The 14,110-nt window shown below is 65.2% G+C and carries 15 protein-coding genes; 6 read left to right on the top strand and 9 right to left on the bottom strand.

The features are described 5' to 3' along the window. The first annotated feature begins 74 nt into the window (after positions 1-74). Positions 75-764: a TetR/AcrR family transcriptional regulator gene (locus SLT36_RS00700; protein WP_432285336.1), complete on the top strand. Its 690-nt coding sequence runs from the start codon at positions 75-77 to the stop codon at positions 762-764. 13 nt (positions 765-777) lie between these two features. Here the strand turns inward: SLT36_RS00700 and SLT36_RS00705 are convergent, their stop codons facing one another. Next, the gene (locus SLT36_RS00705) at positions 778-930 is read right to left on the bottom strand and encodes a hypothetical protein (protein ID WP_245431856.1); all 153 of its coding nucleotides are present in this window, start codon (positions 928-930) and stop codon (positions 778-780) included. A 492-nt stretch (positions 931-1,422) separates the two neighbouring features. Then, entirely contained in the window at positions 1,423-1,803 is a 381-nt protein-coding gene (locus tag SLT36_RS00710; RefSeq protein ID WP_432285337.1) for a hypothetical protein, read from the bottom strand. A 402-nt stretch (positions 1,804-2,205) separates the two neighbouring features. On the opposite strand from SLT36_RS00710, the gene SLT36_RS00715 reads away from it, so the two are divergent. The 5 genes from SLT36_RS00715 to SLT36_RS00735 all read left to right on the top strand — a co-directional run bounded on the left by SLT36_RS00715 (position 2,206) and on the right by SLT36_RS00735 (position 7,877). Further along, complete coding sequence (locus tag SLT36_RS00715) at positions 2,206-3,267, top strand: ABC transporter substrate-binding protein (protein ID WP_432285338.1); 1,062 nt, start codon at positions 2,206-2,208, stop codon at positions 3,265-3,267. 30 nt (positions 3,268-3,297) lie between these two features. After that, positions 3,298-4,347: an ABC transporter ATP-binding protein gene (locus SLT36_RS00720; RefSeq protein WP_432285339.1), complete on the top strand. Its 1,050-nt coding sequence runs from the start codon at positions 3,298-3,300 to the stop codon at positions 4,345-4,347. Further along, positions 4,344-5,264 carry an ABC transporter permease gene (locus SLT36_RS00725; protein ID WP_432285341.1) on the top strand — a complete coding sequence of 307 codons (921 nt, stop codon included), beginning with the start codon at positions 4,344-4,346 and terminating at the stop codon, positions 5,262-5,264. The genes SLT36_RS00720 and SLT36_RS00725 overlap by 4 nt, the downstream gene beginning before the upstream one ends. Then, a complete protein-coding gene (locus SLT36_RS00730) occupies positions 5,257-6,057 on the top strand; it encodes an ABC transporter permease (protein ID WP_432285342.1) in 801 nt (266 codons plus the stop codon). Before SLT36_RS00725 ends, SLT36_RS00730 begins: the two co-directional genes overlap by 8 nt. A 110-nt stretch (positions 6,058-6,167) precedes the next feature. After that, positions 6,168-7,877 (top strand): glycoside hydrolase family 3 N-terminal domain-containing protein, encoded by a 1,710-nt coding sequence (locus SLT36_RS00735; RefSeq protein WP_432285343.1) that lies wholly within the window; start codon positions 6,168-6,170, stop codon positions 7,875-7,877. Positions 7,878-7,880: 3 nt separating this feature from the next. Here SLT36_RS00735 and SLT36_RS00740 read toward each other — a convergent pair whose 3' ends face one another. The 7 genes from SLT36_RS00740 to SLT36_RS00770 form a co-directional block, all read right to left on the bottom strand. Then, the gene (locus tag SLT36_RS00740) at positions 7,881-9,350 is read right to left on the bottom strand and encodes an amidase (protein WP_432285344.1); all 1,470 of its coding nucleotides are present in this window, start codon (positions 9,348-9,350) and stop codon (positions 7,881-7,883) included. Positions 9,351-9,363: 13 nt separating this feature from the next. Then, entirely contained in the window at positions 9,364-10,191 is an 828-nt protein-coding gene (locus tag SLT36_RS00745; RefSeq protein ID WP_432285345.1) for a sugar phosphate isomerase/epimerase family protein, read from the bottom strand. Beyond that, a complete protein-coding gene (locus SLT36_RS00750) occupies positions 10,188-11,363 on the bottom strand; it encodes a Gfo/Idh/MocA family protein (RefSeq protein ID WP_432285346.1) in 1,176 nt (391 codons plus the stop codon). The genes SLT36_RS00745 and SLT36_RS00750 overlap by 4 nt, the downstream gene beginning before the upstream one ends. 107 nt (positions 11,364-11,470) lie before the next feature. Further along, positions 11,471-11,821 (bottom strand): RidA family protein, encoded by a 351-nt coding sequence (locus SLT36_RS00755; protein ID WP_067954718.1) that lies wholly within the window; start codon positions 11,819-11,821, stop codon positions 11,471-11,473. Continuing rightward, the gene (locus SLT36_RS00760; RefSeq protein WP_432285347.1) at positions 11,818-12,510 is read right to left on the bottom strand and encodes an HpcH/HpaI aldolase family protein; all 693 of its coding nucleotides are present in this window, start codon (positions 12,508-12,510) and stop codon (positions 11,818-11,820) included. The genes SLT36_RS00755 and SLT36_RS00760 overlap by 4 nt, the downstream gene beginning before the upstream one ends. Before the next feature lie 10 nt (positions 12,511-12,520). Next, positions 12,521-13,516 carry a hypothetical protein gene (locus tag SLT36_RS00765; RefSeq protein ID WP_432285348.1) on the bottom strand — a complete coding sequence of 332 codons (996 nt, stop codon included), beginning with the start codon at positions 13,514-13,516 and terminating at the stop codon, positions 12,521-12,523. A 29-nt stretch (positions 13,517-13,545) separates the two neighbouring features. After that, positions 13,546-13,941: a cupin domain-containing protein gene (locus SLT36_RS00770; RefSeq protein WP_115729520.1), complete on the bottom strand. Its 396-nt coding sequence runs from the start codon at positions 13,939-13,941 to the stop codon at positions 13,546-13,548. Between the last annotated feature and the right edge of the window lie 169 nt (positions 13,942-14,110).

Below are 14,110 nucleotides of genomic sequence, written 5' to 3' on the forward strand. Positions count from 1 at the left end.
CGATTTGCGACGTCCGACTGCAAAACGAATATCGGCAGCGAATTCAGAAATCGTGGCGCAAGTGGGGACGACGGATGGCAGTCGAACGCAGCGGCAAAAAACGGCCTCAGCCCGGCAAGTCGCCAAGACCGACGCGCGAGCCGCGCGGCGAGCCGCCCCTGTCTCTGGAACGCATCGTGGCGACCGCGGTGGAGCTGCTGGACACCCAAGGCATCGACGGACTGACGATGCGCCGGTTGGCCGATCGTCTCGGCTCAGGGGTGATGAGCCTCTACTGGCACGTCGACAACAAGGAGGACGTCTTCGACCTTGCGCTCGACAAGGTGCTCGAATACCGCGCGCCGTCCGACAGGGCCGAATCCCAGGGGTGGCGGCAAGAGGCCGGACATGTGCTCGAGGACTGGCGCGCCAGCATGCTGCGCCATCCCTGGTCGGCATCGCTGTTGCCGCGCCGGGCACTCGGCCCGAACATCCTCGGTCGCCTGGAATTGCTTGCCAACGCCTTGTCCAAAGCAGGTGTAGCGGATGCAGATCTGAACGTCGCGATCTGGTCACTGTGGAACCACGTGATGGGCTCGACCATCACCCGGGCGAGCTTCGAACGCACCGACGACGACCAGGCCGAAGCACAGCAACGCCTCGCCGGACTCAGCGAACGCTATCCCACGATCGAACGCTCCCGCCTGTTGCTGGACAACGATTGGGACGGCGCCTTCCGCAAGGGCCTCGACTATCTGCTCGATGGTCTTGCCCCAATACGATGAACGCTGGTTCCCGCTAGCGCAGCATGCACCAGTTCTTGGGCAGATGTTTTGGTCTGGCCATGGACAGGCCGGCGCGGAGGGCCTCGTCGAGGTCCGGTGTGACGTATGCCGTCTCCGGGCCACCACCGAAATGATTGACCCGATGGCTTCCGCCCCTCTTGCTCATGAGAATTCCAACCAGCCGTAGCTGCTCCTGTACTTCCCGATACCTCATTGTCCGCCATCCCGCCGGAGAACCCCTCAGCAATATGAGTGAGCACTAAAATTAGATGATGAGCAAGGCTTGGGTTAACGAATGGTGAATCCCTGGCTGCATCCGAGGACAGGACATCGTCCATTTCGCCGAGACGAGGCTCGGCCTTTGCTCCGTCTTACATACGATCGCCAGCCTGGAGAGCAGCTTGCGTGAATCGGGGAAGGGCAGCTGCCAGCCAATTCGACGCCACGCTGCATTGTTGCGCGGACGGAAGCGACACCCAGCTTCCATCACTCCCACTGACTTCGATGGAAAGCGCCATTTGCTGATGCGGCGAGGAACTCTGCGCGGCCCAGCGAGTTGAAGTGCTGGAGCGAAGATCCAGAACCACCTTTTCGCTCTATCAGTGGGGCCTGCCGCGACCCCCTCCCGGCAGGCCTTCGCTGTTCCAGCACGCGCGTTTCATGGATTCACAGCAGGCGCCGCGCTGCGGGAATGGTCGAGATACTCGATCAGTGCCTTGCGGAGCCTGGCAGCCATGCGCGTGACGGGGTTGTAGTCCCGAAAAATGCTGCCGTCGTCGAACATGGCCTCCTCCATGAGGTCTTCGCCCTTGCGACAGGAGGCGATCGCCCTGTCGGCGATGGCAGGCGAGTTCAGGGCAGGAGCCATGGCTAGCAGCTCTTCGGCGGTGTTCAGCGCGCAATTCATCCAGGCTCTTTGAGACGCTGCAAGGCTCGGCCTCACGACGGCATCGAGCTCGACGATGGCATGTGCCATGGGTGGGGCCGCGACACTCAAGCCCAAACCCAGCATTATCGAAGCAAGACGTGCCGCTGCCATGGATCCCCCCACCAGGCAGGCACGGTGCAACCGGGCCTCGGCTCAACTATGGCGGGAACATCGGCTTGCAGGCCTCGCAAGCCTGGCGATGGCTTCGCCTCCTAACCTTGGCCTGTCGCGACAAGATGGACCGGCGCAGCCTGCCCGGGTGACGCCTCATCGGCGTGACGGGCCCGCGGCGCTTGCGAAGGCCGCCGGCGAGACTTGGGAAATAGCGAGAACAAAATTATCGATAAGCCGATCGATAAATCGCGGATACCTGCCAAACATGCCCTACGGTAATTCTGGACCTGGCCCTGGCGACATAGCCAAGGGCGCTGAACACCGGGCAAACCAAGCCTTCCAGTGCTGTTCAGGGAAAAGAAAACTGCTGGACGAAAACCAGCCCCGTGGGGAATTGCCATGATCCGGAAAAATGTGAGGAACTCTCTTTCTGCCTGTGCGCTGCTTGCCGCGTGGGGCATTGCAGGCCAGGCCGCCCAGGCGGCTGAGGTGACTGTCGCCGTCGGTGGCGGCGTGATCCAGGAGGTCGGTCGCGAGACCCTGTGGGGACCGGCGGCCAAGACGCTCGGCAACACCGTGCGCGAGGAAACCATCAACGATGCCTATGCCTCGGTGAAGCTGCAGGCGGCGGCCAATGCGGTGACCTTCGACCTCGTCCAGACCAACGCCTTCCAGGCCGAAAAGGGCGGCCGCGAGGGTCTGTTCATGCCGCTCGACTACAGCGTCATCGACTCCAAGGACTTCATAGAAGGCACGGCGCAGAAATACTGCATCTCGGCGCTGATCTTCTCCTGGGTCATGGCGTGGAACACCGACGCCTACAAGGACAAGGCGCCGCAGAGCTGGGCCGACTTCTGGGACGTCGAGAAGTTCCCGGGCCGCCGCGCCATGCGCAACGACGCCGAGGCGCAACTCGAGATCGCGCTGCTTGCCGACGGCGTCCCGATGGACAAGGTCTACGAGGTGCTGGGATCTGAGGGCGGCATGCAGCGCGCGCTCGACAAGATCGAGCAGTTGCGTCCGCACATTGCGGTGTGGTGGAATTCGGGTGCGCAGCATGCGCAGCTGATGAAAGACAAGGAAGTGGACATGTCGGTGGGCTGGAACGCCCGTTTCGAAGCGGCCAAGAAGGACGGGGCCAAGATCGACTACACTTTCAACCAGGGCGTCATGAGCATGGATTGCTGGGCGGTGCCGGTCGGAGCCCCGCATGCCGCCGAAGCGATGAAGATGATCAACGAGATGTCCAAGCCGGAAGCCCAGGCCAAGTTTTCGGTCGGGGTGAAGTATGGTGCGGCCAACAAGCGTGCCTACGAGACCGGCCTCATCCCCGACGACGTCTCGAAGAAGCTGCCGACCTATCCCGACAACGCCGCGCACCAGCTTGCCCAGCGCAATGAATGGTGGGTCGAACATGTTGGCGAAGCCCAGCTCGGCTTCCAGGAAATGATGTCGCGCTGAGCGCGGCAGGAACAGGTCGGCTCAAGCGACATGACAAGTGCTGCGTTCATCGAAATCCGCAATCTTTCGAAAGCCTACGGATCCTTCCGCGCCCTCGACGACGTCGGCCTCGACGTCGGGCGCGGCGAATTCCTGAGCATTCTCGGCCCCTCGGGCTCCGGCAAGACCACGCTTCTGATGGCGCTTGCCGGGTTCGTCAGGCCTGATCGCGGACAGATTTCCGTCGATGGACGCGACCTTGTCCGCCTGCCCGCCAACAAGCGCGGCATCGGCGTGGTGTTCCAGAACTACGCCCTGTTTCCGCACATGAATGTTGCTGCCAACGTCATGTTTCCTCTGCGCGTCCGCGGCATCGGCCGCGCAGAGGCTTCCGAGCGCGCCAGAAAGGCGCTCGACATCGTCGATCTCGCCAGCATGGCCGAACGTGACATCGCCACGTTGTCCGGCGGGCAGAAGCAGCGTGTGGCGCTCGCCCGCGCCGTGGTGTTCGAACCCCGGCTGATGCTGATGGACGAGCCGCTGTCGGCGCTCGACAAGAACCTGCGCGAGCAGATGCAGTATGAGATTCGGAAGCTGCACGACCGGCTAGGGCTGACCACCGTCTATGTCACGCACGACCAGCGCGAGGCGCTGACGATGTCGGATCGCATTGCCGTGATGCGCGACGGTGTCATCCGCCAGCTCGGCACGCCGGCTTCGTTGTATCATCGGCCGACGTCGCGCTTCGTCGCCGAGTTCCTCGGCGAGGCCAACATTCTCGAATTCGATGCGGTGGAAAGCTTCGTTGCCCCGGAGCGGGATGCCACTGGTGCTGGCCGCAAGCTGATGATCCGCGCCGAAAGACTGTCACTTTCCGATGCCAGCGGCCACGACCATGTATCACTCAGTGGCACGCTGACGCGCACGGTGTTCCAGGGCGACAGCTGGCTCATCTCCGTCGATCTGGCGAACGGCGGAGCCGTCTCGGCGCGTATCGCCGCTGCCGAGGCGGCGAATTTCAACCTCGAGGCGCTGGCCGAAGGTGCGCCGCTCAAGCTGCATGTGCGGCGCGATGCGCTGATCCCGGTGATCGACGCATGAGCGCGCCGGCTATGACCTTGCCGGCGGCAGACGGCGCCTTCGACAACTCGGCCCTCCTGCGGCGGGACCGCAAATTGGCGCAGATCGGCTTCTTCGGTCTGGCGCTGCCGGCGGTGCTGCTGGTCACCATCGCCATCGTCGTGCCGCTGGCGGCGATGTTCTGGATATCGATCGCCCGGCCCGACGGCTCTGTGTCGCTCGACACCTATCTCAGGATCCTGAGCACTCCGGTCTATACGCGCTCGGTACTGACCACCTTCCAGGTCAGCGGCATGACGGTGCTGACCTGCATGCTCCTGGGCACGCCATTCGCGCTGGTCATGGCCAGCGCCGGCCAGCGGCTCGCTTCGGTCCTGCTGCTCGTGGTGATGTTGCCGTTCTGGACGGCGCTGCTGGTCCGCACCTACGCGCTCTCGGTGCTGTTGCAGCGCAACGGCCTGGTCAACAGCTTCCTGATCGACACCGGGCTGGTCTCGGAGCCGCTGCCGCTGATCAACAATTTCTTCGGCACCATCGTCGGCATGACCCATGTGATGCTGCCGCTGTTCATCCTGCCGGTCTATGCGGCGATTAAGCAGATCGACCACAATATCATCCGCGCGGCAGCCAGCCTCGGCGCCAGCAAGTTCCTGACCCTGCGGGCGGTGATCCTGCCGCTGGCCGCCAACGGCATTTTCGCCGGCGCCGTGCTGGTGTTCGTGCTCAGCCTCGGCTTCTATGTCACACCGGCCGTCCTCGGCGGCGGCCGCGTACCGATGATCTCGACCCGCATCGAGCAGAACGTCTCGGTGCTGTCCGACTGGCCGGCGGCAAGTGCGCTCGGCGTGCTGTTGCTGCTGTCGGTCGGGCTGGTGTTCCTGGTCACCTTCCTGCTCCGCCGCAGCATCAAGGCCCTCGGAGGAGCTGCCAATGTTTGACGGTTTTGACGTCTCCTGGCCGCTGCGGCTGGCGATCGGCATTTTCACCGCGCTGGTGGCGACCTTCCTGTTGGCACCTTCACTGATCGTGGTGCCGATGTCGTTCTCGGCCTCCGAACTGCTGCAGTTCCCGCCGACCGAATTTTCGCTGCGCTGGTGGCAGCAGTACTGGCAGTCCGACCTGTGGATGCCGGCGACCAAGACCAGCCTCCTGCTGGCCACCGTCACCGCCGCGGTTGCCGTGCCGATCGCCTTTGCCGCGGCTTACGCCACCACGCGTTCGCTCGGCTGGGCGAGGCTGCCGCTCTATGGCGTTCTCCTGATGCCGGCCACCGTGCCGCCGATCCTCGTCGCCATCGGCCTGTTCTTCGTGCTGGCCCGCCTGCATCTCGTCGGCTCGTTCCCGGGCCTTTGGCTCGGGCATACTGTCATCGCCATTCCGACCGCCTATGTCATCCTGTCCGCCGGTTTTGCCCGCTTCGATTTCACCCAGGAGAAGGCCTCGCGCAGCCTTGGCGCCGGCTGGTGGCGGACGATGATTTCTGTCGTCATCCCGCAGATGCGTTTTCCCTTGCTGTCGGCGGCGTTGCTGTCCTTCCTGACGTCGCTCGACGAAGTGATCGTGTCGATGTTCGTCGGTGGCGGCGCCAACACGACGCTGACCAAGGTGATGTTCCTCGGCCTGCGCGACCGCGTCGACCCTCAGGCCGCAGTGATCTCGACGATCTGGATCGTGCTTGTCGCCATCGTCGTCACGGTGGTCTTCGGGCGCCAGCGGCAGGAGCTGTCGTGACCGGCAGGCGGCGGGTACGGGCGCTGGCGGCTTCCGTGCCGGCAGCTTTTCTGCCAAGCTGATGGCCGTGGTGGCGACAAGTCGGTCTTGTGCAGTCCGCCGAGAGTGTGATGACCATGCCGCTGACAATTGACCGAACCCAACCGAAGGCCGTGGTGTTCGGCTGCTCGGGCACCAGCCTGAACGCTGCCGAACGCAGTTTCTTCCGTGCCGCCCAGCCCTGGGGCTTTATCCTGCACAAGCGCAATTGCGCCGATCCGGCACAGTTGCGCACGCTGGTGGCGGAACTGCGCGAAAGCGTCGGCCGCAGCGACGTGCGCGTGCTGATCGACCAGGAGGGCGGCCGCGTCGCCCGGCTGGCGCCGCCGCACTGGCGCGCCCCGCCGCCGGCCTCGCTGTTCGCCCAGATCGCCCGCACCGACGTCAAGCGCGCGCTCGATGCCGTGCGCCTCAACGCACGCCTCGTCGCGGCCGAACTGTTCGACCTCGGCATCGACATCAACATCGCGCCTGTGCTTGACCTGCCGATCGGCAAGGGCGACCTGGTGATCGGCGACCGGGCGCTGGGTGACACGCCTGAAATGGCGAGCATTCTGGGTCGTGCCACCTGCGAGGGGCTGCTGGCCGGCGGCGTACTGCCGGTCATCAAGCATATCCTCGGCCATGGCCGCGCCCGGCAGGACAAGTCGGAGGCGCTGCTGGTGGTCAATGCCTCGCTCGACGAAATGCAGTCGGCCGACTTCGTGCCGTTCCGTTCGCTGCAGGACATGCCCTGCGCCATGGCAGCCCACGTCATCTACCGGGCCATCGACCGCGACGCGCCGGCCACCGCCTCGCGCACCGTCATCGACGAAATCATCCGCGGCATGATCCGGTTTGACGGCGTGCTGATGAGCGACGACGTCTCCGACATCAGCCGCACCCACCCACTCGACGCGCAGGTCAGCGCCTCGCAGGAGGCCGGCTGCGACGTCATCCTGCACGGCAGCGGCGACATGGACGAGATGCAGCGCGTCGCCGATGCCGCGATGCCGTTGTCGGAGAATGCGGTCGAGCGCCTGCACCGCGCCGAGCGCATGCGTCGCCGGCCTTCGGCGATCGACCTGGCCGAAACCGCCCGCAAGCTGGAGGAACTGCTCAAGCCGCTTGGCGCGCGGGCCCGCCAGTCCGGCGCGACGCGCTCGTCCGAGATCGTCGGCAATGTCGCCAAGAAGATCGAGCGCGATATCGTGCTCGGCCGCATCCTGCCCAAGGAGCGGATCATGGAGGACGAGCTGGTCTACGGCCTCGGCGTCAAGCGCCACGTCGCACGTGCCGTGCTGCAGGAACTGGCACGCACCGGGCTGGTCAAGCTCGAACCCTATCGCGGTGCGGTGGTGCGCCACCTGTCACCCGACGATCTGATCAAGCTGCACGACGTGCGCCAGCTTCTGATCGCCGCCGCCGTGCAGCGCATCCGCCTGCCGGTGTCGCCGGTGCTGATGAACAAGCTCGAACATGCAAGGCAGATCCATCGCTCGGCCATTTCGGTCGGCGATCTCGAACTCGCCTATGTCCAGGACCGCGCCTTCCACGACCTGCTGCTGGAGGCGACCGGCAACGAGTTCATTGCCCGCTCGATCCATGATTGTGATGCCGGCATGCGCAGCATCGATGCCGCGAGCCTGATGACCGACACCCTCGTCGAGCCGGCGCTCGCCGAACATGACGAGATGGTCAAGGCGCTGGAGGACCAGGACCTCGAGCGCCTGGGCAAATTGTGCGCGGCGCATTTCGATCGGCCGTTCGCCCATCACATGGCGAACGGCGTCCGGCACTGATTGTCAGAACCTGCCGCCAACTCCGTTGGCGGCATGGAACGGCGCGCGCCGATCATACCAGGGGCGGGCCCGTTCAAGTGATGCCGCGAGCTCGATCAACGTGGCTTCACCGGCCGGTGGGGCGACAAGCTGGACGCCGAGTGGCAGGCCCGAACGGTCCATGCCGAGCGGCAGCGACAGTGCCGGCTGGCCCGAGACATTGAACGGCATCATGTAGACCGTGTCCTCGCCCATCGCCGAGGCGTCATAGGCGTCGATGTCCTTGGACATGTCGTAATAGCCGAGCGGGCGCGTACCCTGCGGCAGGACCGGCAGCAGCACGACGTCATAGCGCGAGGTCAGCGTGGCGATGTGGCGGGAATGCCGGCGCATCGCCTCGATGTCGCGGCTGTGCTGGATGGCGCTGGTCGCCCGACCGCGTTCGATCGTCGTCCAGATCGTCGCCGACATGTCGGACGGCTTGTTGGGAACACCCCGCGCCCGGGCATGATCGTCGAACTGAGCCGCGGTCTGGACCCGGATCATGCCGGTATAGGCACGCCACAAACCTTCGAAGTCATAGTCGAAATCGAACGGTTCGACCTCGTGCCCGAGCGCGCCACAGAGCCGCGCTGCATCGCAGACGGCCTCGTCGACGACGGTGCTGTTGGCATCGCCACGCGGGTTGTTGGGGCTGAAGCCGATGCGCAGACGCCGATTGGAGGGCGCAGTGCTGTCGAGGAACGACGGGCGCTCCCTGATGTAATAGGGCTCACCCGGATAACCGCCCTGCAATGCGTCGAGCATGGCCGCTGTGTCGCGCACCGTTTTCGACACGCATGAGGACTGTCCGCCGCCGAACCAGAAGTCGGCCGCCTCGGGTCCCGGCGAAATGCGGCCGCGCGACGGCTTGAGGCCGACAAGCCCATTGATCGCAGCGGGCACGCGGGTGGAACCGGCGCCGTCGCCGGCGTCGGCGAGCGGAAGATATCCCGCCGCGACCGCCACCGCCGCCCCGCCGCTCGAACCGCCCGGTGTCCTGTCGAAGGCCCAGGGGTTTCGCGCCGGGCCGTGCATCGGCGACTCTGTCGTCAGCGACCAGCCCCATTCCGGCGTGTTGGTCTTGCCGAGCAGGATGAAGCCGGCGTTCTTGGTCCGCTGGGTGATCAGCGAATCCGACTGGGACACGCTGCCGGCGAAGGACGAGATGCTGTTTGTCGAGGGAATGCCGGCCCAGGAGGTATGCAGGTCCTTGGCCAGATAGGGCACGCCGGCAAAGGGTCCGGCGGGTGGCGCGGTCTCGGCAAGGGCAAGCGCCTGTTCGAAACAGCGGATGACGACGGCATTCAGCACCCCGTCGAGCGCTTCGATGCGGGCGATCGACGTCTCGACGAGTTCGCGGGAGCTGACCTCGCGGCGGCGCACCAGATCGGCAAGGCCGAGCGCGTCGTAGTCGTCGAACTCCTTGAACGGCCCGATAGGCGAGCGCGACATTAACGTCTCCCGTTCAGATGCCGAGCCCGCGCAGGAAGGCGCGGCTGTCGCGGATGACGTCGTCGGCCGGGATCTCCCAGCCGAACAGGTGCGATTCATATTCGACCGAGGCGGAACCGGCGTAGCCGAGGCGCCTCAAGGTGTCGGTGACGGCCTTCAGGTCGACCTCGCCGGTGCCGAGCGGCACGCATTTGAAGTCGGGATAGAGGCCGACCGAATCCTTGACGTGGAGATTGCTGATGCGGTCGAACAGCAGCTCCGCCGCCCTGACCGGATCCTCGCCGCGCAGCTGGAAATGGGTCGGATCGAAAGCGACGCGGACATCGGAGCCCGGGATCGCCCGGAACAGGTCGAGATATTCGTCGGACTTGGCGACGATGTGCATCGAGCAGCCCTCGATGCCGAACTTGACGCCGCGATCCCTGGCGTGGTCGCAGACCTCTTCCAGTGCCGCCGCCAGGTACTTTCGCGCCGTGGCGATGTCGATGCCGCCGAAGGCGCGGCCGGTGAAGACCCAGACCATCGGCGCGCCGATGTCACAGGCCAGATCCACCGATGCCTTGAGATAGTCGATGCCGGCGCGGCGTTCCTCCTGTGTCTCCTTGGCGAGATGCAGGCAGGCGCTCAATGCCGAGATGCTCATGCCGGCATCCGCGATGGCGCGGGCGACGTCCGCCCGGCCGGTTGCATCGAGCGCCGGCGTCACATGCGGCACGAAGCCGTTGCTCCACAGGTCGCCGTTGAGCTCGACCGAGCTGTAGCCGGCCTGCGACAGCTTGCCCGCGAGATCGGCAACCGGCAGTTGGTGCAGGAAGGTGCTGTAGAAGCCGGCGCTGATCATGACCGGCCCGCCTTGGCCTCGGAGCCGGGGCCCTCGAAATCGGGAAATGCGAAGGGCGCGTCGTCGGCCAAAGGCAGCGACACCCAGGCACGGGCAATCTGCGAGCTGTAGGCGGCATGGACCAGTTCGGTGGCGCGGGCGCCGTCGAAGCCGGTGGCGCCGATGCCGTCGCGGGTGCCGGAGAGGATTTCCTCAGCCATGCCGGCGAGCTGCTCGGCATAGGTGTCCCACTCGTTGCGCGGCGGCCAGATCGACAGCCAGCCGTCCCAGACATGGCGGTTCTGCTTCGAGCGCGCGGTCGGGTAGACGGCCTTGCGGATCTCTTCCGGCAGCTCGTTCATCGGGACATTGGTGTTGATCGCCAGCGGGACGTCGAAGAAGGGCGAGCCGGCATTGGTCCAGAAGAACAGCGAGCCCTTGGTGCCGTAGAGTTCGGTGGCATCGCCGAGCACCGGCGAATAGCGGTCGGCGATGAAGGAGCCGCGCGCGCCCTTGTTGGTGCGCACCATGAGGTGGACGTTGTCGTCTACGACGGGCGGGATGACGCAGTGGCTGACATCGGCCACGACCTCGGCATAGTCGTCGTCGAGCAGGTAACGCAGCATGTCGAAGCGGTGGATCAGGTTGTCGTTGGTGGTGGCGCCGCCCGACTTTTCGAGATTCCAGCGGAAATTGCTGCCGTCGACCCAGTTGTCCCACTTGGCCGAGAACACGGTGCGGAAGGAAAACACCTCGCCGATCAGGCCGGCCTCGATAGCGAGCTTAGCCAGGCGGATCTGGTTGAGGTAGCGCTGATTGAAGCCGGTCTTGAGCACGATCTTGTGCTCCTCGGCGATCCTGGCCATGGCGAGCGCGTCGGGATAGGTGACGGCCAGCGGCTTCTCGCACAGCACATGCTTGCCGGCGCGGGCGCAGGCCTCGAAATCGCGGCGGTGCAGGTTGTTGGGCGTTGCCATGATGACGATGTCGACGGACGGGTCGGCGAGCATCTTGTCCAGGCTGGTGTAGATGTTGGCGCCGCCATAGGCGTCGGCCAGCGTCCGGGCGCGCGCCTCGTCGATGTCGCAAACCGCGGCGAGCCTGGTCGAGGCACCCGCCGCCACGGCCGGCGCATGGCCGTCGTGGACAATATTTCCGGCCCCGTAGAGCCCCACTCCCAATTGACGTGACATGGCAGTCCTTCCGTTTTCTCTGGCCGCAGGCCGGCATTCCCGCTCGACAGGTCGAGCAAGCGCTTGCCGGTTCGGACCGGGTTTTCAGTTGAGGTTTGGCGCAGCGCTCAACGCGCCGCGATGACGGCGATTTCGACCAGGTTCTTCGGCCGCGCCAGCGGCGAGCCGACTGTTGCCCTCGCCGGCGTATTGCCCTTGGCGACCCAGGCATCCCAGACGGCATTCATCTCCTCGAAGGTGGCGACGTCGGTGAGCCAGATGTTGGCCGACAGGATCTTCGACTTGTCGGTGCCGGCCTCAGTGAGATAGGTGTCGATCTTGGCGAGGATCTGCCGGGTCTGCTCGGCGACGGACGGCACCGGATCGGTGGCCGTCTGGCCAGCGAGATAGACCGTGTCGCCGTGAATGACGATCTGCGACATGCGCTCGCCCTGGCGCAGCCGTTCAATCTTGCTCATATGTTGCTCTCTTTCATTATGTGCCGGAAGTCGTTGGCTCCGGTGATCAGGAAATTGTTGGCGTGCTCGTAGAGGAAGCGGCATCCGCCGCCGACGAAGGCAGCGACCGTGTCACGCGTCACCAGCGTGCCCGGCACCTTGCCGGCGGCGCGAATCCTTGCGGCGCAGTCGAGGACGAGCCGCTTGACGTCGGGATGATGGGTCTGGCCGTTCAGGCCCATCGAGTGCGACAGGTCGTTGGGGCCCATGAAGAACACGTCGACGCCTTCGACGGCGACGATGGCGTCGAGGTTGTCGACCGCTTCAAGGGACTCGATCATCGCCACCACCACGGTATCCTCATGGTTCTGCGGCCGGGCACGGCGGACCGCCGCGACGATGCTGCGGGCGCCGTCGGCATCGTCGACATGCGGCACGATGAGGCCGCCGGCGCCGGCGTCGAGGTAGCGGGTGAGCAGATGGTCTAGATTGGCTTCCGGCCGAACGATGGACTGCAGGCCGGCCGCACGCGCCGCGCGGCACATGTCCTGTACGGTCTGGATCGAGGCCGTGCCATGCTCGCAATCGATGAACACGCCGTCGACGCCGAGGCGGCCGAGGAACTCGGTCAATGCCGGCGAGGGATGGTCGGGGTTGAGGACGACGACGGGTTCGTCCCGCAGAAGGCGTTGCTTGAACGGATTGGCCATGATGCGCCCCTCAGCCGATGGCGATGGAAAAGACATGGCCGATGCCACGGGGAAGCGGATGCGCACGCCAGCTGTCGCCGGCATCGTCGCTCAGGAAAACGTGGCCGAACTTGTCCGAGCAGACGAGCCGCTTCGGGTCGGTCGGGTCGACAGCCATGGCAAAGACGGTGCTCTTCAGGGGCGCGCCGAGATCAAGGCGCTGGAAGCTCGCGCCGCCATCTGTAGAACGGAAGAAGTCGCCCAGGTCGCCATCGAAATCGTTGCCGGCGCCGAGATAGATCGTGTCAGCCGGGCCCTGGCCGAGGACGCGGCAATAGGAGCCCTTTTCGCGCAGTGCCGGCACCGGCAGCTTGCGCCAGCGGCGACCATGATCGCTGCTCTGAAAAGCGCCGACACGTGTCGTCACCGACACCTTGCCCTCGGCACCAACAAGCACCGAATGCAGGTCGACGGCATCCTCGACGACATAGAGCCCGTCGAGCGCCTGGCGCCAGCTGCGGCCGCCGTCCTCCGACATGATCAGGCCGCCGATCTCGATGCTGGCGTAGATCCTGTCCGCATTGGTGGGGTCGACGGCAATGCGGGTGATGCGCCTTGGCATGCCGGCCGTGATGTCGGGGTAGCCGACCGAGACGTCGAGGTTGCGCCAGCTGCGGCCATTGTCGGTCGACTTGAAGATCGCCGTCGGCTCGTAGCCGGCGAACAGCGTGTCCGGCTCATGCGGATGACGGGTCAGCGACCACACCGCGAACTCCGGCTTCGGCGCGTCGAGCCGGGTCCAGCTGTCGCCATGGTCGGCGCTGCGGAAAATGCCGTCCTGCGCGGCGGCGAACACTTCGCCCGGATGCCTGGGATCGGCGAGCAGCGCGAATGTCTGCGGCACATCGGGGAAACCCGTTTCGATCCGCTCCCAGGCGCCGCCGTCACGGCTGCGCAGCAGGCCTGAGCTCATGAAGCGGCCGGGATCGGTGTCGCCGGCGAGCCCCGCATAAAGGGTGATGGTCATTGTCGTGGTCGCAGCCTGGATGAAAGGGGTCAGTAGCTTTCCGGGTCGGTCGAATAGTCGACGACGGGCGCATCCTTGACGCCGAAGGCCATGGCGAGCGCCCGGATGCCGTTGTGCTCGTGCGCCGGCTTGATCGAGTGCCGCGCATTGGGCGGAATCTTGACCAGGTCGCCGGGGCCGATCTCGCGTGTCTCGTCCTCGATGGTCATCAGCGCCCGGCCGGAGAGCATGAAATAGAATTCGTAGGTGGGGTGGTGGTGGGTGTTGACCTCACCGCCGGCGCGAATCTCGAACTCGCTGATCAGTTCGAGATGGCCGCCCAGCGTCTCGTCCCGCATCTCGCGCGGCGGCACCAGCCACCACACCGGCGTGGTGCCCTGGTGCTCGAGTGTCGGTCGCGTGAAATCGCTCGAGCGGATGTCCATCGGAGCGCTCCTTTAGCCGGCCAATGCTGATCTTGTTGTCTGGGCCTCAAGGCCCTGCGATGGACCGGACCTTACGAACGGCCCTTGGCGCTGGCCAGAAATGGGTTATCGCCAACTTTATTGATAAGCCGCAGCGCGCTCGTACGAACGTCGAAGGCGGTCAGCCGTG

Source organism: Aminobacter sp. BA135 (assembly GCF_050859125.1).
In the GTDB taxonomy this organism is placed as follows: Bacteria; Pseudomonadota; Alphaproteobacteria; order Rhizobiales; family Rhizobiaceae; genus Aminobacter; species Aminobacter ciceronei.

Coding starts and splice junctions, on each gene's coding strand:
- SLT36_RS00700 (WP_432285336.1), top strand. CDS start 75: ATGGCAGTCGAACGCAGCGGCAAAAAACGGCCTCAGCCCGGCAAGTCG.
- SLT36_RS00705 (WP_245431856.1), bottom strand. CDS start 930: ATGAGCAAGAGGGGCGGAAGCCATCGGGTCAATCATTTCGGTGGTGGC.
- SLT36_RS00710 (WP_432285337.1), bottom strand. CDS start 1,803: ATGGCAGCGGCACGTCTTGCTTCGATAATGCTGGGTTTGGGCTTGAGT.
- SLT36_RS00715 (WP_432285338.1), top strand. CDS start 2,206: ATGATCCGGAAAAATGTGAGGAACTCTCTTTCTGCCTGTGCGCTGCTT.
- SLT36_RS00720 (WP_432285339.1), top strand. CDS start 3,298: ATGACAAGTGCTGCGTTCATCGAAATCCGCAATCTTTCGAAAGCCTAC.
- SLT36_RS00725 (WP_432285341.1), top strand. CDS start 4,344: ATGAGCGCGCCGGCTATGACCTTGCCGGCGGCAGACGGCGCCTTCGAC.
- SLT36_RS00730 (WP_432285342.1), top strand. CDS start 5,257: ATGTTTGACGGTTTTGACGTCTCCTGGCCGCTGCGGCTGGCGATCGGC.
- SLT36_RS00735 (WP_432285343.1), top strand. CDS start 6,168: ATGACCATGCCGCTGACAATTGACCGAACCCAACCGAAGGCCGTGGTG.
- SLT36_RS00740 (WP_432285344.1), bottom strand. CDS start 9,350: ATGTCGCGCTCGCCTATCGGGCCGTTCAAGGAGTTCGACGACTACGAC.
- SLT36_RS00745 (WP_432285345.1), bottom strand. CDS start 10,191: ATGATCAGCGCCGGCTTCTACAGCACCTTCCTGCACCAACTGCCGGTT.
- SLT36_RS00750 (WP_432285346.1), bottom strand. CDS start 11,363: ATGTCACGTCAATTGGGAGTGGGGCTCTACGGGGCCGGAAATATTGTC.
- SLT36_RS00755 (WP_067954718.1), bottom strand. CDS start 11,821: ATGAGCAAGATTGAACGGCTGCGCCAGGGCGAGCGCATGTCGCAGATC.
- SLT36_RS00760 (WP_432285347.1), bottom strand. CDS start 12,510: ATGGCCAATCCGTTCAAGCAACGCCTTCTGCGGGACGAACCCGTCGTC.
- SLT36_RS00765 (WP_432285348.1), bottom strand. CDS start 13,516: ATGACCATCACCCTTTATGCGGGGCTCGCCGGCGACACCGATCCCGGC.
- SLT36_RS00770 (WP_115729520.1), bottom strand. CDS start 13,941: ATGGACATCCGCTCGAGCGATTTCACGCGACCGACACTCGAGCACCAG.